This is a genomic window from Methylobacterium sp. UNC300MFChir4.1, from assembly GCF_900110155.1.
GTDB lineage: Bacteria > Pseudomonadota > Alphaproteobacteria > Rhizobiales > Beijerinckiaceae > Methylobacterium.
Genome location: NZ_FOCS01000002.1, coordinates 309,835 through 336,195 on the forward strand (window position 1 = coordinate 309,835; position 26,361 = coordinate 336,195).

Annotated in this window: 19 protein-coding genes; 7 read left to right on the plus strand and 12 right to left on the minus strand. The window is 72.3% G+C overall.

All coding sequences use genetic code 11. The features are described 5' to 3' along the window. Positions 1-56: 56 nt before the first annotated feature. From BMY19_RS04860 to BMY19_RS04870, 3 genes are read left to right on the plus strand one after another with little or no spacing between them, the layout of a single operon-like run. The gene (locus BMY19_RS04860) at positions 57-1,154 is read left to right on the plus strand and encodes a lytic transglycosylase (RefSeq protein WP_100251031.1); all 1,098 of its coding nucleotides are present in this window, start codon (positions 57-59) and stop codon (positions 1,152-1,154) included. Next, positions 1,151-2,662, plus strand: a complete 1,512-nt coding sequence (locus BMY19_RS04865; protein WP_100251032.1) for a DUF2336 domain-containing protein — start codon at positions 1,151-1,153, stop codon at positions 2,660-2,662. Before BMY19_RS04860 ends, BMY19_RS04865 begins: the two co-directional genes overlap by 4 nt. A gap of 41 nt (positions 2,663-2,703) precedes the next feature. Then, the gene (locus tag BMY19_RS04870) at positions 2,704-3,045 is read left to right on the plus strand and encodes a hypothetical protein (RefSeq protein ID WP_082557710.1); all 342 of its coding nucleotides are present in this window, start codon (positions 2,704-2,706) and stop codon (positions 3,043-3,045) included. 35 nt (positions 3,046-3,080) lie between these two features. Here BMY19_RS04870 and bcsN read toward each other — a convergent pair whose 3' ends face one another. The 5 genes from bcsN to bcsA are packed head-to-tail and all read right to left on the minus strand — an operon-like array spanning position 3,081 to position 12,193. Next, positions 3,081-4,058, minus strand: a complete 978-nt coding sequence (gene bcsN, locus BMY19_RS04875; protein ID WP_100251033.1) for a cellulose biosynthesis protein BcsN — start codon at positions 4,056-4,058, stop codon at positions 3,081-3,083. Beyond that, positions 4,055-6,064, minus strand: a complete 2,010-nt coding sequence (locus tag BMY19_RS04880) for a hypothetical protein (protein WP_100251034.1) — start codon at positions 6,062-6,064, stop codon at positions 4,055-4,057. The genes bcsN and BMY19_RS04880 overlap by 4 nt, the downstream gene beginning before the upstream one ends. Further along, positions 6,049-7,203: a family 8 glycosyl hydrolase gene (locus BMY19_RS04885; protein ID WP_100251035.1), complete on the minus strand. Its 1,155-nt coding sequence runs from the start codon at positions 7,201-7,203 to the stop codon at positions 6,049-6,051. Before BMY19_RS04885 ends, BMY19_RS04880 begins: the two co-directional genes overlap by 16 nt. Beyond that, positions 7,200-9,791 (minus strand): cellulose biosynthesis cyclic di-GMP-binding regulatory protein BcsB, encoded by a 2,592-nt coding sequence (locus tag BMY19_RS04890; RefSeq protein WP_100251036.1) that lies wholly within the window; start codon positions 9,789-9,791, stop codon positions 7,200-7,202. The genes BMY19_RS04885 and BMY19_RS04890 overlap by 4 nt, the downstream gene beginning before the upstream one ends. Before the next feature lie 5 nt (positions 9,792-9,796). Then, positions 9,797-12,193: a UDP-forming cellulose synthase catalytic subunit gene (gene bcsA / locus BMY19_RS04895; protein ID WP_170862907.1), complete on the minus strand. Its 2,397-nt coding sequence runs from the start codon at positions 12,191-12,193 to the stop codon at positions 9,797-9,799. A gap of 426 nt (positions 12,194-12,619) precedes the next feature. Here bcsA and BMY19_RS04900 point away from each other — a divergent pair, with 426 nt between their 5' ends. Beyond that, positions 12,620-15,043: a response regulator gene (locus BMY19_RS04900; RefSeq protein WP_100251038.1), complete on the plus strand. Its 2,424-nt coding sequence runs from the start codon at positions 12,620-12,622 to the stop codon at positions 15,041-15,043. A 159-nt stretch (positions 15,044-15,202) separates the two neighbouring features. Further along, on the plus strand, positions 15,203-16,018 hold the full coding sequence (gene bcsS, locus BMY19_RS04905; protein WP_100251039.1) for a cellulose biosynthesis protein BcsS: 816 nt from the start codon (positions 15,203-15,205) through the stop codon (positions 16,016-16,018). Positions 16,019-16,082: 64 nt separating this feature from the next. On the opposite strand, the gene BMY19_RS04910 is transcribed toward bcsS, so the two are convergent. Beyond that, positions 16,083-16,343, minus strand: a complete 261-nt coding sequence (locus tag BMY19_RS04910; protein ID WP_091924487.1) for a hypothetical protein — start codon at positions 16,341-16,343, stop codon at positions 16,083-16,085. 435 nt (positions 16,344-16,778) lie between these two features. Next, positions 16,779-17,108: a CsbD family protein gene (locus BMY19_RS04915; protein ID WP_100251128.1), complete on the minus strand. Its 330-nt coding sequence runs from the start codon at positions 17,106-17,108 to the stop codon at positions 16,779-16,781. Between the two features lie 291 nt (positions 17,109-17,399). Here BMY19_RS04915 and BMY19_RS04920 point away from each other — a divergent pair, with 291 nt between their 5' ends. Further along, the gene (locus BMY19_RS04920) at positions 17,400-19,379 is read left to right on the plus strand and encodes a M23 family metallopeptidase (protein WP_244534832.1); all 1,980 of its coding nucleotides are present in this window, start codon (positions 17,400-17,402) and stop codon (positions 19,377-19,379) included. A 16-nt stretch (positions 19,380-19,395) separates the two neighbouring features. On the opposite strand, the gene BMY19_RS04925 is transcribed toward BMY19_RS04920, so the two are convergent. Next, complete coding sequence (locus BMY19_RS04925; RefSeq protein WP_100251040.1) at positions 19,396-21,018, minus strand: adenylate/guanylate cyclase domain-containing protein; 1,623 nt, start codon at positions 21,016-21,018, stop codon at positions 19,396-19,398. Between the two features lie 388 nt (positions 21,019-21,406). Here BMY19_RS04925 and BMY19_RS04930 point away from each other — a divergent pair, with 388 nt between their 5' ends. Further along, a complete protein-coding gene (locus tag BMY19_RS04930; RefSeq protein ID WP_100251041.1) occupies positions 21,407-22,999 on the plus strand; it encodes an FAD-dependent monooxygenase in 1,593 nt (530 codons plus the stop codon). Between the two features lie 75 nt (positions 23,000-23,074). Here BMY19_RS04930 and BMY19_RS04935 read toward each other — a convergent pair whose 3' ends face one another. From BMY19_RS04935 to BMY19_RS04950, 4 genes are all read right to left on the minus strand, one after another. Next, positions 23,075-23,791: an MOSC domain-containing protein gene (locus BMY19_RS04935; protein WP_100251042.1), complete on the minus strand. Its 717-nt coding sequence runs from the start codon at positions 23,789-23,791 to the stop codon at positions 23,075-23,077. Next, positions 23,788-24,336, minus strand: a complete 549-nt coding sequence (locus tag BMY19_RS04940; RefSeq protein ID WP_100251043.1) for a peroxiredoxin family protein — start codon at positions 24,334-24,336, stop codon at positions 23,788-23,790. Before BMY19_RS04940 ends, BMY19_RS04935 begins: the two co-directional genes overlap by 4 nt. A gap of 136 nt (positions 24,337-24,472) precedes the next feature. Continuing rightward, a complete protein-coding gene (locus tag BMY19_RS04945) occupies positions 24,473-25,474 on the minus strand; it encodes a catalase (RefSeq protein WP_244534833.1) in 1,002 nt (333 codons plus the stop codon). Positions 25,475-25,638: 164 nt separating this feature from the next. Next, on the minus strand, positions 25,639-26,358 hold the full coding sequence (locus tag BMY19_RS04950) for a hypothetical protein (RefSeq protein ID WP_100251045.1): 720 nt from the start codon (positions 26,356-26,358) through the stop codon (positions 25,639-25,641). Positions 26,359-26,361 lie beyond the last annotated feature (3 nt).

Consider the following 26,361-nt stretch of genomic DNA (forward strand, 5'->3'; position numbering starts at 1 on the left):
CTTGTTTACCATAGCGGGCGCAGGTTCGGGCGGTCTCCAGCACCGTGCCCGCCCGGATGTTCCTGTTCACCACGCCGTCGAGCCCACCGGAGAGCCCGCCGCCCCAGGCGCGGGCGCTGCCGGGCACGCCCGCCTCCGGGCCGGTGGTCCAGGCCATCCGCGACGGGGCGACGGCGAGCGGCGTCGGCTTCGACTATCTCCTCGCCACGGCGCGGCGGGAATCCGCCCTCGATCCCGCCGCCAAAGCCGGCACCTCCTCGGCCACCGGCCTGTTCCAGTTCATCGAGCAGACCTGGCTCGGCGTGATGAAGAATGCCGGGCCGCGGCTCGGCCTGCAGGCGCAGGCCGACGCGATCACCCGGCAGTCGGACGGCACCTACACGGTTCCCGACGCGGGCCAGCGGCAGGCGATCCTCGACCTGCGCCGCGATCCCAAGATCTCCGCGACGCTGGCCGGCGCTCTGACCCAGCAGAACGCCGACGCCCTCACGGGCGCCCTCGGCCGCGAGCCGACCGCGGGCGATCTCTATGCGGCCCACGTGCTGGGCGCGAAGGGCGCGGCCGCCCTGATCTCGACCGCCCGCGCCTTCCCCGAGCGCGCCGCCGCCCTCGACCTGCCGGAGGCGGCCGGTGCCAACCGGGCGCTGTTCTACGACCGCGCCGGCCGGCCGCGCAGCGCCGCCGAACTCTACGCCAGCCTCTCGGCGGCGGCCCAGGGCGCCGCCGCCACCGACCTGACCGGCCTGCGCCAGGACGGCGCCGCGGCGCCGCAGGCCGTCTCGGCCTACGCCAGCGCGGCGACCGCGTTCGGCGGGACCTCGGACCTGCGCAGCCTGTTCCAGACAGACCAGCGCGGCGCGGCCTCCGACGCCGCGGCCCGTCTCTGGCAGGCGCGCAACAGCGCCGCGCCGGTGCAGCACGCGGCGCCGACCTATTTCCCGCGCTCCGACGCCGAGCCGCCACCGCGCGTCGCCGTCGCGGAGCCCGCCGTCACGGGTGCCGTCGCGGGCGCAACGGCGGGACCGGCGGCGACGCCGCCGGGCGCCGCCCTCCTCAATCCGCCGCTGCCGCCCCGCCGACCCGCGGAACTCGCGGCCGCGGCGTCCATGTCCGGCAGCAGGACCAGCCTGTTCGCCCCCCGGAGCGGTCGATGATCATCCGCGACTTTCTGGCCTGGACGCAGGACGCCTCGGCCGAGCGCCGGGCCGAGGCGACCGCGACGCTGGCCCGGACCTACCTCTACGGCGACCTGGGCGCCGACGCGGCCTGGGAGGCCAAGACCGCGCTGCTCGCGCTCCTCGACGACCCGTCGCCGCTCGTGCGCCGGGCGCTCGCCGAGACCTGCGCGGCCTCGGCGCGGGCGCCGCGCCCGCTGGTCGTCGCTCTGTCCTCCGACGTTCCCGAGGTGGCGCGGCCGGTGCTCGCCCGCTCGCCGGTCCTCACCGACGCCGACCTCGTGGACGCGGCCGCCCTCGGTGACGAGGCCACCCGCGCGGTGATCGCCGCCCGGCACCACCTCTCGCACGCGGTCGCGGGCGCCCTGGCGGAGATCGGCGAGACCGACACGCTGGTCGTACTCGCGGCCAATCCGACGGCGAAGATCACCGCGGGCCGGATGCTGCGCATGATCGAGCGCCGCGGCGACGAGGCCGCCCTGCGCGAGGCGCTCCTCGCCCGCGCCGACCTACCGCCGGAGGTGCGCCATGCCCTCGGGATCGCGGTGGCGCGGGCGCTCACCGACTTCGTCACCGACCGCGCTTGGCTCGGCGCCGAGCGCTTGGACCGGATGAGCCGCGAGGCCGGCGAGCGCGTCGCGCTCGAGGCTTGCGAGGGCTTCGGCGCGGCCGCCGTGACGCGGCTGGTGACCCATCTGCGCGCAAGCCGGCAGCTGACCGCGGGCCTGATCCTGCGCGCCGTGCTCTCGGGCCGGACGGACTTCGCGCTCGCCGCCCTGGCCGACCTGTCGGGGCAGGATCATGCCGGGGTCGCCCGGGCCATGCGCGACCCGCGCCTGTTCGCGGACCTGCACGACCGCGCCGGGCTGCCCGAAGCGCTCCTGCCGGCGATGCAGGCGGCGCTCTCCGCCTGGCATGAACTCGCCCGCGCGGCGGCCCCGGTCCGGGGCACCGGCCTGTCGCGGCGCCTCATCGAATCCGCCATCGGAGCCTGCGGCGACCTGTCGGATCCGGACATGCACCCGGTCATCACGCTGCTCAACCGCTACGAGGCCGAGGCGGCCCGCGACGAGGCGCGCGAGGTGGCCCGCGCCATCGCCGCCCAGGCACTAGCGCGCGAGACCGCCCGCCGGGAGGCCGAGGCCGCCGACGCCGCGTGGCGCGCCGCCCTGGAGAGCCAGCGCCGGACCGCCTTCGCGGAGGAGACCGATACGGCGACCCCGGTCGTCGTGGCGATCGCCGACGCCGCGGACGGCCCTGCCGAGGCCGAGCCGGTCAACCCGGTGGGCGCGATCCTCGACGCGCTGCCCGAGCAGATCCTGGCCTGGTACCGGCCCGAGGAGGTCGACCCGGAGGTCCAGGCCGCGACCGACCTCGTGCTCGACGGTCTAGGCGACAGCATCCTCGATCATTTCCGCGCCAGCCGGGACCCCGCTAGGCCGGAGCCGGCCGCGAGCGAGGATAAGCCGGAGCGGATCGCCGCCTGATCGCCGCCTGGATCCGCCAAGGCTCGCCGCTCGGGGGAGCGATGGCACCGGACATCTCCCGATATCGCCGGCTGCCGGGGGAGGAGCCTCGCTACGTCCTGGCGGAGGCGCGGACGCTGATCGCGGAGCGCGCCTACCTGTTCAGCCTCTACGCGGTCGACGTGGTCGCCTCCGACGGGCTGACCGGCCGACACGTTCTCGCCGTGCCGGTCGCGATCAGCGCGGTCTCGATCACGGTGGGCCTCGTCCTGACCGAAGCGGATTCCCGCAGGGCCGAGGCGGGCGATCTCGCGGGCGTCGCGTCCCTCGCCCAGGCCGTGCAGGGCGGATACCGGCGCTTCCGAACCTTCCCGGCGAACGAGCTCGGGCGTTTCGTGCTCTGACGGCTCAGATCCGAGGCGGGCGCCCGGACCTGAACTCAGTTCGGCGGCCGATAGGCCTCCGGCGGCAGGTCGCGGAAGAAGGTCTCGCCGGGGGCCTGCCCCGGCGCCGGCTTCGGTGCGATCCCGCTGCCGCTCCCCTCGGTGATGTAGCGCTGGCCGCCCGGCTCCGGCAGCACCGGTGCGGGGGTCTGGGGGGTCGGCGGCACGATGTAGCGCTTCTGATCCGGCGCCCCGGCGCTCGGGGACGGTGCCGGCGGCGCGACGGGCGGCGCCGCGGGTGGCGCCACGGGCACCTGCGGCGGTGACGCGGCCGGCGTCCGCACCGGCGGAACCTTGTCTCGGCGTGCCTCGGCCGCGGCCGGCCGGCTCGGGCGGCGGACGGCGGCCCGCGGCGCGACCCGACGCGGCGGGATGCGCGCGACAACCGGCGGGGGGCGGATGCCGGGCAGGGCGATCCTGAGGCCCTCCACCGCCCGCACGAGGTCGCCGAGGCTGGCCTCGGCGGTGCGGCACAGCCGGATCCGCAGGGAGATCGCGCGGCGCGCGAGCGGCTCCGCCTGGAACAGAGCGGGCGGCTGCCCGCCGGCGGACGCGGCGCCGCGTCCGCCCTCGATCCACTGCCACGCGTAGAGGCAGTCGGCGCCGAGCGCGATGCCCACCGGGCCGTAGGCGTTCCGCAGCGGCGGCCGCACCGTCATCGCCTGCCCGGGAAACCGGACGGCGATCTCCCCCGCGATCCCGAACTCGCTGGGCTTGGCCAGCCGCGGCGGGAAGGCGAGGAGCAGGTCGGCGGTCTCCCGGCGCAGGGCGATCTCGGCGTGGTTGCGACCGTCGCCGCCGGCATAGCGCAGCCGCTGGTCGAACCCGTCGCGCTCGCGCGTCTCGATCACCGCGGTCAGCGTCCCGGCGCCGGGCAGGGTCAGGACCGGGACCGTCTGCGCCCGCGCGACGGCGGGCAGCAGGAGACACGCCAGGGCGCAGAGCCGGGCCGTACGGATCGCCGCGCGCCTCACGGGGTGGTCCGCTCGGTCGTGGCGGAGGTGTCGTAGGCCGAGCGCGCGGGCAGCTGGAACCGCTTCGCCTCGGAATTCTCGGGTCGCCCGCGCTCGGCCTGCTGGTCCTGCCACAGGGTCCCGGCGGCGGGCGGCGACAGGAACTCGGGCTTGTCGACGCCGCGATAGTCCGGGAGCAGGGCGTAGCCGAACCGCTCATAAGGCATCGGGCCCGCGCCGGGCACGCGCCGGGCCACCAGGGGCGGCGCCGGGGTCGCGGGCTCGCGGGCGTAGTTCCCCGCGGGAACGGGTTCGGCCAGGACCCGCACGAGCCCCGGCGGCGGGTAGCGGAGCGCGTTCTCCATGGAGACCGCCAGGGGAAACTCGTTGCGCTGTACGGCGAGGGGCTTGGCGTCCGCGCCAGCCGGCGGCAGGTCCGGCCGCGGCACCCGGTTGATCGGCGGCGTCTCGACCCGCGCCGCGGGCGCGGCGTGCCGCCCGGGTGCGGGCCCGGCGGCGGCGGGCACGGGGTCGCAGGGCAGCGGCGACCCGCCGGCATTCTCGCGGAACAGCAGGTCGACCACCTTCGCGAAAAGGCCGTCGTAGCGGTTCACGACCTCGAGGTACGGACGCTGCCGCTTCAGGCGCTGCAGCGTGAGGGCGTAGCCGAAGACGGTCCCCTCGCTCGGCATCCAGGCGACGGCCCGCTGGAACCACTCCAGCGCCGTGTCGAACTGGCAGGAATTGTAGGCGTACCACGCCAGCCCCTGGGCGCCTTCGCCCGAGGTGGAGGCCGTCACGACCTGGGCGTAGCGGGCGATGCGCGCGGGCTCGATCGCGGGCGGGCGGGGCAGCGTCAGCTTCTGCTCCAAGATGTCGATGTAGAGCAGCTCGTTGCCCACGAACTTGTCGCGCCACGCGTAGGCGACCTCCTCGGCCTCGCGCGCCATGTCGAGCTGGCGCAGGGTCAGAGCGAGTCCGTGGGCGACCATCGCGTCGCCGCCCCGGGTGATCGCCTGCTTGAACCATTCGAGCGCCTCCCGGAACTGGCGGCGCTTGTAGGCGTACCAGCCGAGGAGGCTCGTCTGGGTGGGATCGCCGCTCTTGCGGGCGACGGCCTGGAAGGCCGCGAGATCGGCGGGGGTCGGGGTCTCGGCGCTCTCCTCGTGCAGGAAGGCCGCGATCCGGGCACGGGTGATGTCGAGGCGGATCGCGTCGAATTCCGACGCCCCGTTCGCGCCCCGGTGCCCCATCTCGATCAGGCGCTCCGCCTGCGCCATGCGCAGATGCGCCATCGCCTTCTGGATGGTGGCGAGGCGCACGCCGGAATCGGCGTTGCCGTCGAGGATCGACTTGTAGAGCTCGAAGGCCTCGTCGCCCGAGCCGGTATCGCCCAGGGCGTCGGCGACCATCCAGATGCTCTGGACGTCGAGCGGATCGAGGGCGCCGGAATCGGCGCGGTAGAGGTCGATGATCGCCTCGGCGTCCTTGCCGGTGAGCGCCGTGATCCGGGACCGGAACTCGGCCCGGCGGAGCTTGCGCGCGAGCTCCTCGGAGGGCTGCCACGCGGGGTCGATCGACCTGCGCGCCACGATCGCCGCGCGCAGGTCGTCGAACCGCCCCGCGGTGAAGAGGTCCCACAGGGGCGCCTCTTCGGGCGGGCTCGGCTGCAGCGCGTTGAGGTCCGGCGGCTCGTTCCAGCCGGGATAGAGCCGCTTCAGGCGGGCGATCTCGGCCTTCATCCGAGTCGTCTGCTTCTGGGCCGCGTAGTAGCGCAGCGCGCTCTCGTCGACCATGTCGGTCGTGCGGGACGTGGCCGGGTCGGCCAGGATCGCCGGGGCGCGCGGGCCGTCGCCGTAGACGATGCGGGGCTCGGACCGTGTCGGCGCGGCGGGAGCCTGCGGCGCGGGACCGGGTCGCGCGTCGACCTGCGCGGCGGCCGGCGCGGCGGTGAGCACCAGCATCAGGAGGCAGGGCGCGGCCGGTCGGAGGCGTGCCGGCGGACGACCGATCAGGACTTCAGGCATGACGGGTAACGCATGCGGGCCGCGGTCAGGGCGAGGAGGCTCAGAGTGGCCGGGTAGTAGTTCTGGTTGCCGATGTCGCCGCGCGCATCCTCGGGGAAGGGCGTCCCGTCGAGGGCGCAGGCCACCAGGGCCGGGAGCCCCATGTAGCCGGCCTCGGTGAGCCACTCGACCTTCCGCCCGTCGCCGGTGTCGACGATCGGCAGCCGTTCCCGATCGGCGCCCGACCACAGGGCCTGGAACGGCGCGAGGTCGTCGGGCCGCACCAGCCCCGCCCAGACGAGGTAGAGCGGGATCCGGATGGCGTTGTAGGAGAACAGCGGCGGGAAGCCGTTCGCGGGACGCGGCGCCTCCTTGGCGGAGATCCACTCGGTGGGCAGGTTGCTCGGACCGAAGCGCGACTGCCGCAGCAGGGCGAGGCCGCTGCGCGTCAGGGCCGCCCAGTCGTATTCCGGCGCGACGAGGGCGAGGCGCGGGAAGGCGGGGAAGATCCAGTAAGAGAGGTTGATCAGCGGACCGTCCGGGCGCTCCCGGGCCGAGAAGCCCGAGACCGCGGGGAGCAGCAGCGCCCCGTGCGAGTCCCGGAACAGGATGGTCTTGCGCCCGAACTCGATGGCGATCCGGCGCGCGGCGGTCCGGTAGCTCGGCTCGTTCCAGGCCTCGGCCGCCTCGGTGAGCGCCCAGGCGATCAGGATGTCGCCGTCGGTGGCGTTGTTCATGTCGCTGACCGCCGGACGCTTGTCGGGTGACCAGCGCCACGCCAGCAGCTCGTCGCCGCGGACCATCAGGTTGGCCCGGGTCCAGCCCCAGATCCGCTCGAAGCTGACCCGATCACCGGCCGCCACGGCGAGCAGCATGCCGTAGCCCTGGCCCTCGCTGTGGCTGATCTGACCGTTCGCGGTGTCGACCACGCGCCCCTGGTCGGTGATGAACCGCGCGCGGTAGGCCCGCCACGCGGCGTCGTTGCCGAGCTTGCCGGCGAGCCCCTGGGTCGCGGTCCGGGGCGCCTGCGCGGGCTGCGTGCCCGGCTGCGCGGTACTCGGAGGCACGGCGGGCTCGTCCTGGGGCGAGGCCGCCGCCGCGGGCAGGATCGCCGCGGCGAGGAAAGCTGCGGCGAGGGGGGTGCGGGCGCGGCGGCTCATGGATTCTTCCTGCCGACGTTGCGCACGAGGCTCGTGGTGGCCAGGCCGAGGCAGAGAGCCATCGCGAGGGTCATGCCCACGTAGTATTCCGTGTTGATCGACAGCCAGGCCGCGGACACGAGGCGCAGGTTCGGCAGAGATCGCGGCTGCGTCTCGACGATCTCGATCCGCTCGGGCCGGGACGTCACCAGCGTGCCGTTCGACGCGTCGAGGAAGGCGGCGCTGCCGCCGAGCCTCGCCCAGACCACCGGGTCGACGAGGCAGGAGACGGACGCCTTCAGCAGCGACGCGTTCGGCGCGGTCACGATCACGGTGTTGCTCGCCTGGACCGGGGGTCCCTCGGCGATGAGCAGCGAGGCCGTCGCCGGAACCTCGACCGTCTCGTCCGGCTTCACCTGCGCCGTGATCGTCTGGCGCAGGGACCGCACCGTGCCGGTGATCTCGTTCCAGACGCTGTCCAGGGCCGCCCAGATCTGGCGCGAGCCGCGTGTCGACGCCTCCCAGCGGTCGATGAGTTCACGGTCCGACGCGGAGCCCGGAGGGGTGGCCGGCGGCGGCGTCGGGGCGGCCCCGGCGCTCGTCGGGCCCTGGGATTGCGGCGCCTGCTGGGCCGGGGCGGGCTGCGCCGGGCGCACCTGCGGGATCAGCGTCGGCAGGGCGCAGCGCATCGGCAGGTTGCGGCGCAGGCGATCGAGGGTGAGCACGCCCTCGGGACCGAACTGACCCGGGGTGGCGACCATGTCGGCGCGGCCTTCCCAGACCCGCTGGACCTGCTGCGGATCGAAACCGACCGATTCCAGGAGCGCCGGGTCGAGGGCGCGGGCGGGCGCGACCACGAGCTGGCTCGTGTCGGACACGACCTGCTGTTGGGTCACGACCTCGAAATCGATGACGCGCTCGGCCGCCATCGCCAGTCGGGCGGCGAGCGTCGCGGCCGCGTCGGCGCTGTCGCGGTCGGGCGTCGGCAGCACGAGGCGCGCGCGCTGCCCCGGGACGACGAACGGTACGGCGCCCCCCTTGATCGCCGCGAGGTCGGGGCTGCGCGCCGCCCGGGCGAAATGCGGGATCTCGATCCGCGAGCGGTCGAGGAACAGGAAGCGCGCCTGCTTGGCCGCCGGGCTGAGGGTGTCACAGACCTGATCGGCGGCGTTCGGCAGCTGCGCCGAGATCTCGACGTGGTTCACCCCCGGGCGCCAGAGGCTGAAGGGGAGGGGGATCGCGCTGTCGTCGAACACCTCGCCGCGCCCGTCGGGTAGCGGGACGCTGGCCGCGTTGCGCCCGTTGATGTCGATGACGATGCGGGCCTCCGAGGAGAGCCCGGCCACGTAGGCCCCGGCCAGGTGGAGCATCACCTTGCCGTAATCGGCCGGGACGAAATCCCCGGGAAAGCGGAGGGCGAAGCCGACATGGAGCAGGCGCCCAGAGAACTCGCGGGACGTCACGCCGAGGCGGTCGAGCGTCAGGTTCTCGCCGCCGTGCACCATGTAGCCGCGGAAGAGCTGGACAGCCTTGAGCCCGCCCGGCGTCCCGGTGTCGGCCGGCACGGCGAGGTTGGTGATGGCCTGACGGACGTCCTCGTCGCGGGCCCCGGTGACCACCAGGGTCGGCGGTGTGTTCGGCCGCGACGGCAGGATGGCGAGGCGCGGACCGGTGATCGGGCCCAGCTCGGGAACGCCCTCGACGCCGGCGATCTCGGAGGCGGTACCGACGACGAGGTTGATGCCGTTCCGGCCCTGCAGGGGAGGGCCGAAGGTCACGGTCGGACGGGCGACCCGCCCCACGAGGGCGAGGGCCTGCACCGCCTCGATCATCCGCTCCAGGCGGGCCAGGTTCGGACGCTCGTTCAGAATGACCTGGATCGGCAGGGCGCCGCTCTCGTCCGGCTCCGCCGCGGCGAGGGACCGGACGTCCATGTCGGTCGCCGTCGGGACCACGAGGCCGGATCGCGACGGATCGATCTGCGTCCACAATTCGTAGGTCGCGCCGACCGAGCAGTCGACGCGGTGGCGCTGGCTGGCGGTGAAGGTGACAACGTTGTAGCCGGGCTTCAGCACGCCGTCGCCGATGGCGAACTCCACCACCTTCACGGCACCGGGCGCCTGGATGCGGGTCCAGCCGACCTTCGTCCCGTTGACGAAGGCAGCGAGTTCGGAACTCTCCGGCGCCACCGAGATCGCCGACAGGTAGGAGAGGCGCAGCCGTGCCGGTCCCCGCGTCTGCGCCTCGGTGAGGTAGACGGGGTAGCGCAGGGAATCCTCTTCCCCGGTCAGGCGGAAGCCGCGCGGGCCGGACGGAAGCCGGCGCGCCGGCGCGATGGTCGCCTGGATCGCCGCGCGCGGCACCGTCTGAGGCGCGGCGGTCCGGGGCGGCTCGGACGGGCGCGCGGTCGGCCGCGTCTCCGTCGCCGACGCGTCCGGCCGGCGTGCGGGGCCCGACCCGTCCTCGGACGGCGCGCGCAGGGCGTTGCCGCTCGGCGGGACCGTCAGCCGTTCCGCCGGCCCCGAGCCCAGGAAGCTCTGGGCCAGGGCAGGAACGCTCGCGAGACCGAGCAGCAGTCCCAGCACGGGGAGGCGGAGCCGAGCACCCATTGCCGTCACGCCGCGCTCGTGCGCCGGCCGCGAAGCTCGGCCAGGGTGCGCTCGTTCTCGTAATCCATCATCAAGCGGACCCAGTCGTCCCCGCTCTCGATGTCGGTGGGTTTAGCGGTCGCGGGCAGCGACGGCGCCGCAACGGGGGCCGCCGGTGCCGGGACGGACGGCACCGGAGCCGGCACCGGCGCCGCGGCGTCGTGCGGTGCGTCGTAGATCGGCGCCTCCTCGATCTCGACGGGCCTGGGGCGCCGGCTCGCGAGAAGATAGCGGAGCGCGCGGAACGGCTCGACCAAGCCCCACCACGCGAATTGCAGCGTGCCGGTGGGAATATCCTTGTGCCGCCGCCGCCGCAGCTGGAAGCGCCGCATCGCCTCGGCGTCCCCGTACATGAGTCCCGCGAGCGCGGGGTAGTCGCGGATGGCCAGCGTGCCGAAGTTCACCCGCATGACGAGTTCCTGTCCGTCGCGCGTCGCTTGGTCCAGGTGCACCGGCAGCGGCGCGGTCCGGCGCGCGCCGGCCGTCGGCTCGACGTTGAGCGTCCCCCGCAGCGGCGGGCGCGTGAGCCCCGGATCGAGGGCGCCGCCGAGGAGGCGCAGGGTGCAGGCTTCGGCGGAGACGCGCTCGATCGAGACGTCGACGCTGTGCCCGGCGACCGTGAGGACGCCCCGGCGATCGATCGCCAGGGAGGGCGTGCGCTCGAGCTGGCGCCGCTCGGCACAGACCCCGAGGGACGCGCCCGCGGTGAGCAGGTTGAAGAAGTTCCACAGCCCGACCACCAGCATGAGGTTGGTCACGCCGGGCTCGTACAGGTAGCGCCATGCCGCGACGGCGCAGCCGAGCATCAGGAGCAGGTAGATCAGGAAGAACGGAAGGGCGAGCGACGAGATGTGGTCGTGGTCGAGGGTCGCACCCTTGTTGGTGACGTTGAAGGTCGGCTTGCGGGGCGACGCGATGACCGAGACGATCGCCTTGGCCAGGTAGACGCCCTGGATGTACTCGTAGAGCTCCGACACGAACGGCCAGCGGAATTTGCCGTAGATGTAGTTCTGGATCATCAAGTTGATGATGATGTAGGTCAGCGTATAGGCGATCGACTCGTCCACGCTGGCCACGAAGATCTTCAGGTCGAAGAAGATGTGCAGCAGCGGCGCGAACATGAAGATCAGCCGCGGGATCGGGAAGAACCAGAAGGTCATGCTGGAGAGGTAGGCGATCTTCTGGATGGGCTTGAGGCCCTTCTGGAAGGCCGGGTTCTTCAGCAGCAGGATCTGGAACATCCCCTGGCACCAGCGGGAGCGCTGGCCGATGAAGTCCGCCAGTGTGTCGGGCTGCAGGCCGGCGATCAGCGGCTTGTCGACGTAGGCGCTGTTCCAGTTGCGCGAGTGCAGCTCGAAGGCGGTCTCGCAATCCTCCGTGATGGTGATGCCCGAGAAGCCGCCGGCCTCGTCGAGGGCGGTGCGACGCAGAAGGGCCGCCGAGCCGCAGAAGAACGAGCCGTTCCACTTGTCGAGGCCGCGCTGCGTGACCGCGTAGAACATCTCGTTCTCCGAGGGCATGCGCTCGAAGGTCCGCAGATTGCGCTCGACCGGGTCGGGGTTGAGGAACGCGTGCGGCGTCTGCACGAGGAACAGGCGCGGATCCTGCGCGAAATAGCCGACGGTCTCGGTCAGGAACGAGCGGAACGGGACGTGGTCGGCGTCCAGCACCGCCACGAGGTCCCCCCGGGCATGGGCGAGACCGTTGTTGAGGTTGCCCGCCTTCGCGTGCTCGTTCCGGGCGCGGGTGAGGTAGCGGGCGCCGAGCTCGTCGCAGAGCGCTTGCAGCTCGCCCCGACGGGCGCGCGCCGCCGCGGCCTTGGCCGGGTCGGCATCGCTGCACTTCTGGTCGGTACCGCCGTCGTCGAGCAACCACACCGTGAGCTTCTCGGGCGGGTAGTTCAGCTGTCGCGCCGCCGCCAGGGTCATGGCGAGGATCGCGGCATCCTCGTTGTAGCTCGGGACGAACACGTCGACCGTGGGCAGGTCGGCGGCCGGGGCAGCCGGCGGCGGGTCGCGCCGCAGCGGGTCCGCGTTGATGATCAGGCTGACGAACAGGATGAAGACGCAGTAGAGCTCGGCCACCAGCAGGATCAGGCCGGAGCCGAAGCTGACCGGGTCGCCCGGCGAGGGCAGCGTGTTGGTGAGCCGCCACAGGATGTAGCGCAGCACCACGAGGCTGCCGAGCGCCATGAAGACGAACCGCGTGCGCGGCCCGTCGAGCACGGCCCACAGCACGATCATCACCGCCATGGCGGCGAGGCTCATGGCGAGCTGGGCCTGCGTCCCGACCGGCTGGCTGAGCAGGGCGAGGCTGGCGACTGTCGCCCCAACCCAGGCCAGCCAACGCAACGCCTGCCTCACGCTACAGCCTCCCGGGCCAAAAATCCCTCGGATCGAGGTGCAACGGCTCTACCGCCGGGTTTGTACAGCGACGATGGTCAATGAACAAACCCATTCGCAATATCCAGCCCACTCCACTTGGCCGGAAATTACGGTTAACTTAGGAATGTGGGCAACCCAGATGATGCCCGGCGTGGCGAAGTCGATCGGGCTGCGAGAACGAGACCGGGACGCGCCGTTGCGCCGAATACATTAATATTTCGTTCTAAAGCTTCGCTATAACCGGCTTCGGTGCGGCGCAGGCGACGCGGAGCGCCACGGATAGTCGGAACGACCCGCCCGGGGAATCGCGCCCGCGTCGGGGCGTACGGCCGGGTTGCGCCGCGGGCCTTAATCGACCCTTAACGAAAATCGCGCCTCGCTCGGGACCGACCCCCGGGCGTACGGATGACCGCGAAGCCGCTGCAGATCTCCCTCGGATTGCTCAACGCTCTGCAGGTGGCGATCGCCGCGGCGGCGGGGTTCGCGGCCGCCGTCCTGATCGTCGTCCCGGCCGCGCGGCCCGGACCCGCGGCGTCCCCGCAGGAGATGGTCGGTTCGGCCTCGCGCGCCTACGTCGCCGCCCTCACGGCGCGGCTGCGGCAGACCGTGGTCGATGCGCGCAGCGCCGCCCTGATGCTCCGCGACGACGAGGGCCTGCTCTCCGCCGACCAGCGCGCCGCGCGCCTGCGCGGGTGGCTCGACCTCAACCCGGTCTACCGAGACGCCATCCTCGTCGCGCCCGACGGTACCGTGCTGGCGGCCCGGGACGAGCGCCGCGTCGGCAGCAGCGTCGCGCGGCAGACGTGGTTCCTGCGCGGCCGCGCGGCCGGGGTCATCGTGGTCAGCGACGGGGCGGAGGCCGACTCGCCGTTCGGGACCGCCGTGGCGCTGGGCGAGCGCGGTCAGGACGGCCTGCTGCGCCTCGACGCCGACCCGAGCTATCTCACCAAGGTCGAGGAGGAGGTGCGGCGCGCCGCGGCGCTGCCCGACACCCTCGGCTTCCTCGTCGCCACCCCGGACAGCCGGGTCCTGTCGGGGGCCCCGAGCCCGTTCCGGACGACGGCCGTCTCGGCCACGACGCCGATGCGTCTCGCGGCCGAGATCGGCTCGCCGGGATGGCTGGTGACGGCGCAGGCCGTGCCCTCCGGCGCGGCGCTCGCCGCGTCACCGGACTGGCGGATGCTGGGCGTCGGGCTCGCCCTGGTCCTCTGCGCGGCGGCGCTCGGATTCGTCGCGGGAGAGCGGCTGACGCGACCGCTGCGCCGCCTCCTGAGGGGCGAAGGCGAGACCGCCGACGAGACCGAAGCGCCCCGCACGTGGATCGGCGAGTTCGCGGCGCTCTCGGACGTCTTCGCGGGGCATCGCCGCAGTACCGGGCTGCAGATGGCCGGCGCCGGGTCCGAGGTCGCGCGCCTCAAGGCGCGGCTGACCACCTTCGAGGCGGTCTCCGGCTGGGCCTGCTGCGAGATCGATCCGGACACCGGCCGGACCCTCTTGGATTCGCGGAGCGCGGCCGGCGAAGACGGGGCCCCCGTCGCCGCCCCGTTCGCCGCCTGCTTCGTCGCCGAGGACCGGCCCGTGCTCGACCGGGCGCGCGACGCCGCCCTCGCGGCCGACGGCCCGCACGACGTGACTCTGCACCTCCGCGACTGGCCGGAGCAGCAGGTCCAGGTGAGGCTGCTGTGCCTCGCCGACGCCAGGGGCGACCGGCGGCTCTTCGCCCTGATGCGGAAGCTGCCGGGCGGCGAGGGGGCGACCCTGCCGCAGCCCGTCGAGCCGCGTCGCAATCTCGTCCTGCGGCGGGTGACCGACGGCATCGTCCACGAGTTCAACGACGTCCTGACCGTCGTCCTGACGAATCTCACGCTGCTGGCGCGGCGCCACACCCTCGGGGACGACCAGGAACGGCTGGTCGGGCGGGCGACGGCCGGCGCGCGCCGGGGCGCGGCGCTCACCCGCCGGATGCTGCACCTCGTGCGCGGCGACGAGACCGGCATCACCCTAGCCGAGACCGACCTCGCCACCACCTTCGAGGGCTACCTGCCGTTCCTGGCCGCGAACGCCCTTGGCGAGATGCCGGTCCTCAACCGCATCCCCGCCGGGTTGCCGCCCGTCCTGTGCAGCGAGCGCGTGCTGGAGCTGCTGCTCCTCAACCTGGCCTTCCATATTCGCGACGCCGGCCTCGCCGGCTTCGCCATCGCGGCCGTCGAGGGCACCCCCGAGGACATGGGCGCCGCGGCGGAAGTTGCGGCCTACGTGCGCGTGCTCGTCAGCAGCGGTCGCCGACCCGAGGCAGCGCCGCTGCCGACGGCAGCAGGCCCGACCCTCGCGGCCGCCGCGGCGCTCGTGACCGAGACCGGCGGCCACTGGCGCCTGATCCGCGACGGGACCGGCGCCGAGCCGTTCCTGGCCGAGTTCTGGCTGCCCGCCGCGCCCCCGGCTGTCGCCACGCTCCCTCCGATCCGCGCGGCGGGGCTGAAGATCCTGCTCGTGGAGAGCGACGGCCTCGTGCGGGCCAGCGTCGCAGAGGTGCTCGCCGATCTCGGCCACGCGGTGGTCCAGGCCGCCTCCGGGGCGCACGCCCTCGAGATCCTCGCCCGCGACGCCGCCTTCGACGCGATGATCGTCGATCAATCGATGCCGGTGATGGCGGGTCTCCAGCTCGCCGCCACCGTGGTCGAGCGCTACCCGCAGATCCGGGTCATCCTCGCCAGCCCGCACGGCCAGCTGCCGCGCTCCGCCGACGCCTTCCTGCGGATCGACAAGCCTTTCCGCAACGAGGACCTCCAGGTCGTCCTCGACGCCGCGGTCCGCGCGCGCGCGGCCTGATCGCCGCGCATCCCGCCCGATTCAGCGCCCGCCCGGTTCTCGCGCTCGCTCTCGGCGCCGACGCCCTGATCGGAACTCAGTCATTCCAAAAGTGGATGTTAACTATTGTCGACGAGTGTTGGTTAAAGCGTAAATCGTACCTTAACGGAGCTTTCGAATATGGGCGGGACTGCGGAACCAGCTGCCCGACGTCTTCGCACTCCGTTCACGACCGTTCTGGCCCTCTCGTGCGCCTGCGCGGCGGCCTCCGCCACGCAGGCCGCCGCCGCCGACCTCCCGGCGCGCAGCGCCGGCGCCGACTGGTACACGGGCGCCTCGCAGCAGGCGGTCGACGACAGCTGGGCCGTCGCGGTCGACGGATCCACCAGCGTCACGTCGAACAGCTCGGCCTTCGGCTCCGTGACGGTGACCGCCGCGCCGAACGGCTCACCCACCCGGGACGGCCTGCGGGTCCGCGTGGACGCCATCGGTGGCACCTACTCGTATCCCGGCCGGTCCGTCGCGACGCGGGTCACCGGCTACCAGCAGGAAGGCGCCCTGCAGGCGGGTTACGAGTGGGTCTGGAAGGACGCGGCCCTCGCAGGGTTCATCGGCTTCAACGTCCGCAGCAACCAGCTGTCGATTCCCGATCCGGGCAACCCGGTCGTCGGTACGGGCGTCGGGCTGAAGGTCGCGGGCAATTTCTACGCGACGCCGACCGACCGGACCATGGTCTCGGCCTACGGCTCGTACTCGACGAAATTCAACGCCTACTACTCGCGCCTGCGCGTCGGCTACATGCTTGCCGACGGCGTCTATATCGGACCCGAGGCGCTGTTCCTCGGCGACGACTTCTTCCGCCAGTACCGGATCGGCGCCCACCTGACCGGCGTCCGCTTCGGACCCGTCCAGATGTCGGTGGCCGCCGGCTACGTCCGGGATCGGGTGCAGGGCTCCGGGTACTATTCCAGCATCGAGGCGCGCTCGACCTTCTAGATTTTGGCGCGGGCTGTCTGACGGGACCCGCGGCCCGCGGCGGAGGCCGCGCGGACCGGAGACGCTACCGGGACGTCGTCAGCAGCCGGCCGGGCCGCAGCGGGTCCCAGACGCCTTCGAAGACGGGCTGCATCGCATCGTTGAGCGACTGCGCCTGGGACACCGGCGACGGGGCCACCTTGGGTTGGATGCCGACGAGCGTGGCCGACGCGCCGAGGAGACCGATCAGGCAGAGGCCGGCGATCGCCCAGCGCGGCGCACCCCAGGTGTGGAGCACGCCGGCCAGCGTGACGAAGATGGCAAATAGGCCGATGAACTGATGCATTAGACACCTCTCAGCGGTGTCTAGAGCGAGAATAGCGCCAAGGACTCTGTTCCATAATGGAACACAAGTTATCAACGGCGTGGATACTGAAGGCTCATTCCCGGACTCGGGCGTGGACCCTCGCAGGTCGCCGACACTCTCTGTCCCGCAAGGATCGACCAGGCAGCGCCGATGGGCTTCCGACGGGCGTGGCGGCTACGTGCGGCATGTGCCTGAACCCGCTCGGGTCGCTTCCGACCGATATGCGATGGTTCGATTAGGACGGCGCTGCTCGGTCGAGAACCGGCGCATCCCCCCTCCCGCGCGGGAGAGAGGGCCCGCGCCTCTCGCGGCACGGGCTCGGCCCTGGCCTCCGTGCCAACTCAATCGCGCACGGCGCTCGCGGCCCCGCGATCCCGTCGACGTGAGGCCGACGGCGGCACGCGGCGATCCGTGTCAGAGACGGCTGACGAGGAAACCGAGACCGAAGCCGACGAGACCGGCCACGATCAGGGAGGCGTGCGGCCACTCGACGGATTTCTGATGACCTTCCCAGGCGACGTGGCGGCTCCGGTCGTAGGCCTCGGCGGCGTGGTCCGAGACCTCGTCGGCCGCGTGCCGCACGGCGTCCTTGGCTTGGCCGTAGAGATTCTCGGCGGTCCCCTGCGCCTCTCGGAGACGCCCCTCGAGCGCGTGACGGTCCGAGCCGACGGCGTCGCCGACCGCGCCCTGCACCTTCCCGCCGAACGCGCGCGCGGCGCCCGTGACCCTGTCCGTGTCGACCATGACCATGTTCTCCGAATGTATCGCGGCAAGGTGCCGAAGTCGCGGCGGTCGGACCCCGATCCCTCTGTGGCGACTGGGGCAACAGCGATCTGCGCCGGGCGTTCCCCGGCTCCGTGGCGGAGTCCGGTCGAAACGATCGTGGGCGGTCGACGAATGCCCCGTCCTGCCCGCCGGTACCGCGTTCGACACGTGCGCTCCTTGAGCGGACGAGCGTCGCGCCAGGCGCAAGTCGCAGCCTCATTCAGGCCGCACTCACCGCCGAAGCGGCGAGCTTGAGCGTGAGGGGACCGGATGAACGAGGGCGGACGAGCACCGCGCGGCGGGCTGCCCATTCTGCACAGGTCCCTGTCGCGCAGCGCGGTCGCGGCCCCGGCCCACGGAGTGACGACGCCGCTCGACCGGCGACGGCTGAACCTGCGCTGGCTCTGCGCCAGCTGCCTGATCGCCACCTGCGGCGCGGCCCTCATGGGGGCGGCGCTCCGCATGTCCGTCGACACCGATCTCGCACCGGCCAAGCCGACATTCCGCCAGGGGCCCGCCCAGGTCGCGGAGGGGCAAGGGGTGGTCGGACAGCGCGGCGACCGCCTCGTGCGGCGCCAACTCGTCGCCTCGGACCGGGAGGAGTTCTCCGCGCCGGTGACCCACCAGGTCGGCGCGCGCGAGATCATCCGGACCCAGCCCTTCGTGCGACTGGTCACGAGCCTGTCCTCCGGCGACGCGGTCGACGGGCAGATCCCACCCTTCGATCCGACGCGCCAGCTCGCCGCGGACGGAGAGGTCGCCCCTGTCGCAGACGAGCCGGTGGACGATCCGTCCGGGACCACGGTCACGATCACGCGCTCCGCGCTCGCGGGCACGCCGGTTCCCGACGACGCGCCCGGCCTGAGCGACGAGGACGTCACGGCCCTCGTGGAGAGGCAGTCGGATGAGGCGCGCGAGACGGGGCCGCGGATCGCCGTGCCGCTCGCGCCGCAGCGGCTGCTCTCGCAGATCCTGGTCGCCGCGCCGGCCGACGCCGCCGCGACGGCCGCCGGCGCCGATACGGGCCGCGACCCGTTCCACGCGATCGAGGTGCGGGTCGTCCCGGAGAACATCACCGACCTCGCCGAGACCCAGCCCGCCTCCGGCCTAAGCCTAACTGAGACGCGCGACGTCGTGCTGAAGCGCGGCGAGACTCTGGCCGACGCGCTGGCGGCGAACGGCGCCGAGCCGGTGCGCGTGACCGCCATCCTGGCCGCCTTCAGCGAGCATGCCCGCACCGGGCTGGCCGAGGGGCAGCACGTTGACCTGCTCCTCGTCCGGTCGCGCGCCGGCGAGACCGCGCGCCGGATCGCCCGGGTGACGCTCTACGGCGCGGGGGGCGTCGAGGAGATCGTCGCGGAACGGGATTCCGGCGGCTTCGTCACGGTGGCGCCGCCGTCGGCCCAGGTCGCGGCGTCGCGTTCCGGCGACGACGGCGACGGAGAGGGCTCGGGCACCAGCCTCTACAGGAGCATCTACGAGGCGGTCCTGCGCAACGGCCTGCCCGGCATCCTGGCCGAGCGCATCGTCGGCATCTTCGCGTTCGGCCTGGACATGCAGCGCCGGATCGCCCCGTCCGACCGGCTGGAGGTGCTGTTCAGCCCGAGCGAGAAGGCGGGCGGCCCGCCGGAGGTGCGCTACGTCGCCCTGACGCTCGGCGGGGTGAAGCACCGCGCCTACCGCTTCGAGGCGCCCGAGGCCGGGACGGCGAGCTACTTCAGCGAGACAGGCAGCTCGCTCCGCAAGTTCCTGATGCGCATGCCGATCGCCGACGGGCGGATCACCTCGCCCTTCGGCACGCGCGTCCATCCGATCCTCCACTACGCCCGCTTCCACAACGGCGTCGATTGGGCCAACAAGGCCGGCACGCCGATCATGGCGACGGGCGACGGGACGGTGGCGTATGCGGGCCCGCGCGGCGGGTACGGCAATCGCGTCGAGATCCACCACGCGAACGGCTACGTGACGGCCTACAATCACCTGCAGCGGCTCGCGCACGGCGTTCAGGTCGGAGCGACCGTCCATCAGGGGCAGGTCATCGCCTACATGGGCTCGACCGGCCTCTCGACGGGCCCCCACGTCCACTACGAGGTGAGCGTCAACGGGCGCTTCCTCGACCCGATGACGATCCGCCTGCCCGACAGCCAGGGCGTTTCGCCCAGGCTGATGACGGCTTTCGAGCGGCAGGTGGCGGCCACGAACGCGCTCCGCCACCACGGCGCCCTGGCGATGTCGGCCCTGCCGCTCTGACGCGGTCGCCCGGACCTCAGCCGGCCGCGGAGGGCCGCGTGCCGTCATCCGAGGGGGTGCCCGCCCCGGTCATCCGGCGGTCGACAGCGGCGAGCGTGTCGAGCAGGCGCTTCCGGAGACGCGCCGCGCCCTCCATCTCCAGGGCGTCGACGTCGACGTAGAAGTCGATCCCCCGGGCGTGTTCGGAGAAGATCGTCTCCGGGGCCTCGGCGGTGAGGTCGCCCTCGATGGCGTAGGGGACGATCTCGCGGCTGATGCCCTTCATGCGGATCGGCTCCTGCGGGCTCGCCTGGACGATGTCGCTCACCAGCGCGTAGGTCTCGTAGCTCAGGGTGATGCCGCCCGGGACAGCGGCCGCCTGGAGGCGGGCGGCGAGGTTCGCCTCCGCGCCGATGATCGTGTAGTCCATCCGCTCGTCGCTGCCGAAATTGCCGACGTTGCAGTAGCCCGTGTTGATGCCGATCCGGGCCTGGAACGGGCGCTCGATGCCGGATCGCCGCCAGCGGGCGTTGAGCTGGCCCAGGCGCTTCTGCATCTCGATCGCCATTCGGACGCAGGCCTGCGCGTCTTCGCGGACGCCCCGGCTCTCCGGGTCGCCGAAGAAGACCAGCATCGCGTCGCCGATATACTTGTCCACCGTGCCGCCGTGCTTGACCGCGATGGCGGTCATCTCGGTCAGGTACTCGTTCAGCAGCGCGGTCAGCTCCTCGGGCTGCAGGCGCTCGGTGGTCGCGGTGAAGTCCTTGATGTCGGAGAAGAAGATCGTCAGCTTCTTGCGCTCGGTCGCCACCGACACGTCCCGCTCGCCGCTGAAGATGCTCTTGTAGACCTGGGGCGAGATGTACTTGGCGATCTGCACCGAGACCGACGCCAGGAACCCGTTCGACTCGGTCAGCTCCCTGTTCATCCGGTCGATGAGGCGGGACTGGCGCGCCTGCAGCAGCAGGAAGGTGGTGCCGGCGAGCGCCGCCAGGATGAAGTAGCCGAGCAGGTACTTGAAGGCGAAGACGTTGGCGGCGATCGGCTGGTGCAGGACGATCTCCTGGATGCCGCGGACGTCGCCGACCTTCCAGTCGGTCTTCGGGCTCAGGGGATGGGCGTTGTGGCAGCGCACGCAGGCGGATTCCATGCGGATCGGCGCCGCGATGCGCACCTGCCGGTCAAAGATGGACCCCGTCGTCTCGCTGACAAAGCCGGTTTTGGGGTGCGCCCGGAGGTCCGCCAGGGCCTGGGTCTCGAAGCTGTCGAGATCGTGCGGCTTGCGGTCCTTGAACGGGAGATCGGAGACAAAGCGGTACTTCACCGCGCCGTCGCCGCCGCTGATCCGCTCGCCGAGTTCCAGGGAGAGAGTCGCGGGAATCGGGATCGCGTTCGGCACCCCCTTGTAATCGTGGCGCGTCTCGACCCGGCCGGTCGCGGCGTTGACCGCCTGGACAACGTCGCTGGCGTAGAAGCTGCGCATCTGGTCGATGATCCGGCCGGTCTCGATCGCCTGCGTGGCGAGCATGCGCTCGGACAGGCCGCGCAGGTCGAGCCAGACCGCGACCGGCAGCCCGGCCAGGCCCAACAGGATCGCCGCCACCAGGAGTGGTCCCATGAACCGCTGCTGGCGCGCGACCGACTCGTCGAAAGTCGACATCTCTCGCGACCTCGGGGCGCCAGGACACGGCCCCCATACTGGTCAGCTCCATATACAATGATGTCTTTCCCGAGAAGCATTGACTTTTCGGGCGCACCCCGAACCGCGGCATCAATGCAATGTCTGCGCGAAACACAGTCGACGAAATCAATCGACTTGGGGAGGTCGTGGCGCGCCCTCCGCCGTCGGTTCTCCGGGACGCGCGCTGAGCCGCTGTCGCAGAATCGGCGCATCGGCGTCGGTCTGGAGCGGCGCATCCCGAGCCGTGCCTGCGGCGGATCCTTCGAACGGCACCTATAGTCTGCGCGTCGACGGCGTGATTCCGGCCAGGCCATCTCAGATTGGTGCGGGCGCTGGGACGATTCGGGATCGGTCCGGGGAGGGTGCGATGGCGGATGTACTGATCGTGGGGGCCGGTCCGGTCGGTCTGACGCTCGCCTGCGAACTCGCCCGGCACGGGGCGCGCTGCCGGATCGTCGACTCTGCGGCGCGGCCGTCGCCCTATTGCCGCGCGATCGGGGTTACCCCGCGCACGCTGGAAGTCTGGGAGGACATGGGCCTCGCCCGCGAGATGATCGACGCAGGTCTCTGGCTCACGGGCCTGCGCACGATCCTGCACGGCCAGCCGCCAATCGACGCGGTCAGTCCGCCGCTCGATCTGCCCTACGCGTCGCTCGGTCTGCCCCAATTCGAGACCGAGCGCGTCCTGAACCGTCAGTTGGAGCGCTTCGGAGCCCGGGTCGAGCGCGGCCTGCGCCTGACGGCCCTGGAGCAGGACGGCGCCGGAATCCGCGCGCGCCTGCAGGAGGCGGACGGTGCGGTCGCGGAGGCGCACTTCCGCTACGTCGTCGGCTGCGACGGTGCCCACAGCACGGTCCGGCGCCAGCTCGGCATCCCGTTCGAGGGCGAGGCCTATCCCTGGCCGTTCATGCTCGGTGACGTGCACATCGCCTGGGATGTACCCTACGGACTCGCGGTCCGGGCGCTGCGACTGAACGAGGACGCCCCGCCCGACATGTTCATCGCCATCCCGCTCCCCGAGCCGGGCCGCTACCGCGTCTCGATGCTCGCGCCGCAGCATCTGGTGCCGGCGGGCGGGTCGGACCACGGGATCCAGGCCGAGCTTCGAGGCCCGTCGCTGGCCGACCTGCAGGCCGTGGCCGACGATCTCCTGCCGGACGGATCGCGCCTGTCGAACCTGCGCTGGTCGTCGGTGTACCGCATCAGCATGCGCCTCGCCGCCGCCTATCGGCGCGGCCGCTCCTTCCTGGCGGGCGATGCCGCCCACATCCACCCGCCGACCGGCGGGCAGGGGATGAACACCGGGATCCAGGACGCCTACAATCTGGCCTGGAAGCTCGCCCTGGTTCTTCGGGGCGCCAGCCCCGAGGCTCTCCTCGACAGCTACGAGGGGGAGCGGCGCCCGGTGGGCGCGGACGTGATCGCGCGGACCCGGACGGCGAGCGAGGGATACGGTCGGGAGCGCGGCGGCGCGCCGGACCGCCTCGCCGACACGCAGGTCCTCGTCAGCTACCGGAACACGGCCTGGATCGCCGGCGACGCGACGGAGCCGACGGAGGCCGGCCCGAGGGCCGGCGACCGGGCGCCCGACGTCAACGGGCTGGTCCGCGACGGACTCGGCTTCCCGACGCGGCTCTTCGACGCCCTCCGCGGCACCGAGCACGTCCTCCTCATCCACGCTGCCGGGGTATCGGACGCCGTGGCCGGCCCCGATCTGCCGATCTGGGCCCGCCAGCACCGTCCCTGCGTCCGGGTCGTCGTCATCGGCAGCGAGGTGCCCATCCCGGGCGTGCCGACGCTCGCGGATCCGACGGGGGCCTTCGGTAAGGCTTACGGCGCGGGGACCATGGCCTGCCTGATCCGGCCGGACGGGCACCTCGCCTGGCGCGGCCGGACGTGGCGCGAGCCCGGCTTGCACGCGCATCTCCTGCGCCTGTTCCCGTCGGCCTTCCCGCAATGAGCGCAAGCCGTGGCCGGCATCCGACCGACAGCCCGGCCCCTCGTCCGAGGCCCAACCGCATCGACGCGCCCGCGTTCAGGCGCCCGGCCCGCCATCCCGTCCGGTGACGCGCTTCGACCAGTCCTCGACCGCGCCGGTCCGCAAGCGTCTGCGCAGGAGCAGGCGCCAGCTCTCCGCCAGTTCCGGGATCGCGCTCGCGGCCTGCAGCTCGGACCGGTTGCGCGTATCGACGTAGAGGAGGTGGATCAGGCGCGCGAGCGACCAGTCCGGCCGCGGACGCGCGCGGAGCTCGATCCTGTCGCCCGGCTCGGCGACGCCGTCCTCGAGGACCCGCCAGTACCAGCCCGTCCGCCCCGTTCTCTGCACGGCGAGCGCCATCCCGGATCGTCCGAAGCGTCGGTCGAGCTTGAAGCAGGGCTGGCGCCCCTGGCTGACCTGTAGCAGCGCGGAGCCGAAGCGGGCGACGTCGCCGACGCAGACGTCGCGCTCCGTCCAGCCCGTCGTGGCGAGATTCTCACCGAGGGCGCCCGGTGCGGAGAGCAGCGGATGATCGCCGATCTCGGTGGCCCAGGCGGCGTAATGGTCCTGCGGATACTGGTGGAGCGCCTTCTCGGGACCGCCGTGGTACCGGAGATCGGCCTGGGCATCGCCTACGAGACCGGTCGCCGTGATCCGCCACGGCGCGGGAACGGGGTTCTTGACGATGCCGCTCGGCGGACCGTCCGGTCCCAGCGGCGCGACCGGGCCGGCGAGGACGAGCGGGAGGACGGGTGGGAGAAGAGGCGCCGTCATGGCCGCGTTGCCTCCGTGAGCCGGCAGCCGGCTTCGTCGCACCCGTCCGGTACCAACTCCCCGCGCACCGATCCCGTGACCGGTGCCGCGATCAGCGAGCCCACCAGGATCCCGAGCGCGAGGTCGTCGACCTGCCCGAAGGCGTGTTCCCGGACGCGTCCGTCGCGGTCGATGACGATCGTGGTCGGCGTTCCGCGCATACCGTAGCGCCGCATCGTCTGCGGGATCGGACCGTCGTCCTCGAGGAGGTCGACGGCGATCAGCAGGGTCAGACGGTACTCGTGGATGAAGGCTTCGAGTGCGACTTCGGTCATGGCGGCATGATGCTCGAACACCGCGTGCAGGCCGAGCACCGCGACCGCGCCGTTCCCGGCAAACATCCGGTGCAGCTTCTCGGCCTGCGGCGTGCCGTGCGCCACGCAGCCGGGGCACAGCATCTGGAACGCGTGCAGCACGACGACCGTGCCGCGCAGCGCTGCGAGGGAGAGCGGCGCGGGCGTGTTGAACCAGCGACCGGTCACGAGTTCGGGGGCCAGGATGGTCATGCCGCTTCTCCGGAGCTCCAGTCGTCGTTGACGGGCGGCCGTCTGGTCGCATCGGCCGCTGGCCGCGCGGCGCCCTGTCGAGGCGCGGCCCGCGGGTGTGGCGGCCGGGCGGTGGCAGCCGCCGGGCCGAGGAGGCTCACTGGGAGCGGAGGCCGAACGAGATCCCGTAGGCGGTGCGGCGCGCCGCGAAGATCTCGTCCTTCGGCGCGTCGATGCCGTCCGCCAGCTGTCCCGGGTCGAAGATACCCTGGTCGCAGGTCTCGTTCGGCTCGATGCCGGTCACGGCGATCGTGCCGAGGGTGACCGCCTTCCGGTCGTCCTCGTTGGGCCACCGCTGGGTGATGTCGCTGCCGAGATCGTCGTTGGGCCCGGCGAGCAGGGCCACGACGTCGAACCCCGCCGGGCCCTTCGACAGCTCTTCCCGCAGCGCGTCGGCCAGGAAGTGTGCAGGCTTGCCCTTCGCCTCCTCGTCGCTGAGGGTGATCTCGCCGGCTCGGGGCACGATCTTGAACTTGAAGGGCACGGCACGGCCGTCCGCGTTGAGCCCCGTGAACGTGTGCACGCCCCAATAGACGAGGCCGGCATAGCTGCCCGGGACAGGCTTGCCGGCGACGAAGGCCGCCTGGCGCGTCGTCTCCGGATTGGCCTTCGCGAAGGCCGCGATGGCCTCCGGATTCGGCTTGCCGTCGGGGCCGGGAACGCGGACCTGCAGGAACGCGAGCATCTGGTCGACGGTCCGCGCGAAGTGGACCGGCGCGTTCTCGAACAGCAGATGGGTCTCGCCACCGTCCGACAGGAGCTTGATCGAGAAGCCGCGCAGAACGGTCCTGGTCGCGTCCGGCACCGACGGGTTGCCGCCGCCGACCGAGAACCGCCCGACGAGAGGCCACGGCCGCGTGAAACTGATCGACCGCGTCACCTGTCCCACTTCGGCCGCAGGGGTGTAGGTGCCGCGGACGCACTGCCCTTTGGCGAAGGTCGGGCGCACGCCGGGCCGACTGCCGGCGACTGTGCGCAGAGCCTCCACCAGGTCCTGGGCATCGGCGGCGATCGCCCCTGTCGGCGGCGCGAGGAGCGCGAGAAGGATCCCGCCGAGGCGTGCCAGCGCCGCGATCCTCGGCGCGGTCGGCGCCCTCACGGGTCGGCGATCGATCACGTCTGCGCGCGGCGAGAGCCCGGCCGCGGCCGGGGGTGGATCGTCGAGGCGGGCATATGCCATGGTGACTCGTCCTTCTCTGATGCTCGGAGGGGGATCTTTCGGCGGTTCGGCGATGGCAGTCGCCGAACCGCTTCTCTCGCGCCCTACTTCTGAGGGGTCACCTTGCCCGGCAGCGACAGGTTGCCCGAGGCGACCTTGAAGACGTCGCTGACGCAGAGCAGCGGCGCGTGCAGGTTGCCGTTGACCTTGAGGCCGGACGTCACCCCGTCGAACGAGGCACCCTTGATGCCGGTGATGAGCGAGACCGGGATCTCGACCTGAACCGTGTCGCCCCGGAAGGTGGTCGGGTAGTCCGGGCTGTCGATCAGGAGCGGGACCTTCGGCCAGGTCGGCGGAACCTTCGGCTTCGCGCCGTCCGGGATATCGACGACCTTCAGGCCGCCGCCGCAGGCCGCGTCCTTGGCGAGCACCACCCAGTGCGGGTGCCAGACATGGCGGTTCCTGGCACCGTAGGCCGCGTCGTCGAAATCGGGGTGGAAGGTGACGGCGAGCGCCACGATACCCTGAGCCTTGTCGAAGCCGATCGCGTCGCTGTCGAGGGTCGTCGGCCAGACGTAGGCGTAGACGCTCGAGCCCTCGAACTTGCCGGTGGCATCCGGCTTGTCCATGCCCGCCTCGCCCCGGACCCGGGTGGTGAAGATGGCGGTGTCGCCCCTGGTCGCGATCGTCGTCTCGACGATGTCGAACGACGCCAGGACAGCGGGATTCGGCTGCGCCCGGATGGGCTCCGCCGAGGCGCCGGTGGAGAGCGCGCACAGAGCCGCCGCCACGAGGCCGACGCCCCGTGCCTTGATCCTCGTCATGAC

Excerpts from the sequence above, each read along its gene's own strand:
- BMY19_RS04930 (WP_100251041.1), top strand. The coding sequence starts at position 21,407 with ATGGCGGATGTACTGATCGTGGGGGCCGGTCCGGTCGGTCTGACGCTC.
- BMY19_RS04885 (WP_100251035.1), bottom strand. The coding sequence starts at position 7,203 with ATGAGCCGCCGCGCCCGCACCCCCCTCGCCGCAGCTTTCCTCGCCGCG.
- BMY19_RS04935 (WP_100251042.1), bottom strand. The coding sequence starts at position 23,791 with ATGACGGCGCCTCTTCTCCCACCCGTCCTCCCGCTCGTCCTCGCCGGC.
- bcsS (WP_100251039.1), top strand. The coding sequence starts at position 15,203 with ATGGGCGGGACTGCGGAACCAGCTGCCCGACGTCTTCGCACTCCGTTC.
- BMY19_RS04865 (WP_100251032.1), top strand. The coding sequence starts at position 1,151 with ATGATCATCCGCGACTTTCTGGCCTGGACGCAGGACGCCTCGGCCGAG.
- BMY19_RS04860 (WP_100251031.1), top strand. The coding sequence starts at position 57 with ATGTTCCTGTTCACCACGCCGTCGAGCCCACCGGAGAGCCCGCCGCCC.
- BMY19_RS04910 (WP_091924487.1), bottom strand. The coding sequence starts at position 16,343 with ATGCATCAGTTCATCGGCCTATTTGCCATCTTCGTCACGCTGGCCGGC.
- BMY19_RS04950 (WP_100251045.1), bottom strand. The coding sequence starts at position 26,358 with ATGACGAGGATCAAGGCACGGGGCGTCGGCCTCGTGGCGGCGGCTCTG.
- BMY19_RS04900 (WP_100251038.1), top strand. The coding sequence starts at position 12,620 with ATGACCGCGAAGCCGCTGCAGATCTCCCTCGGATTGCTCAACGCTCTG.
- BMY19_RS04940 (WP_100251043.1), bottom strand. The coding sequence starts at position 24,336 with ATGACCATCCTGGCCCCCGAACTCGTGACCGGTCGCTGGTTCAACACG.
- BMY19_RS04925 (WP_100251040.1), bottom strand. The coding sequence starts at position 21,018 with ATGTCGACTTTCGACGAGTCGGTCGCGCGCCAGCAGCGGTTCATGGGA.
- BMY19_RS04890 (WP_100251036.1), bottom strand. The coding sequence starts at position 9,791 with ATGGGTGCTCGGCTCCGCCTCCCCGTGCTGGGACTGCTGCTCGGTCTC.
- BMY19_RS04915 (WP_100251128.1), bottom strand. The coding sequence starts at position 17,108 with ATGGTCGACACGGACAGGGTCACGGGCGCCGCGCGCGCGTTCGGCGGG.
- BMY19_RS04880 (WP_100251034.1), bottom strand. The coding sequence starts at position 6,064 with ATGCCTGAAGTCCTGATCGGTCGTCCGCCGGCACGCCTCCGACCGGCC.
- BMY19_RS04920 (WP_244534832.1), top strand. The coding sequence starts at position 17,400 with ATGAACGAGGGCGGACGAGCACCGCGCGGCGGGCTGCCCATTCTGCAC.
- BMY19_RS04870 (WP_082557710.1), top strand. The coding sequence starts at position 2,704 with ATGGCACCGGACATCTCCCGATATCGCCGGCTGCCGGGGGAGGAGCCT.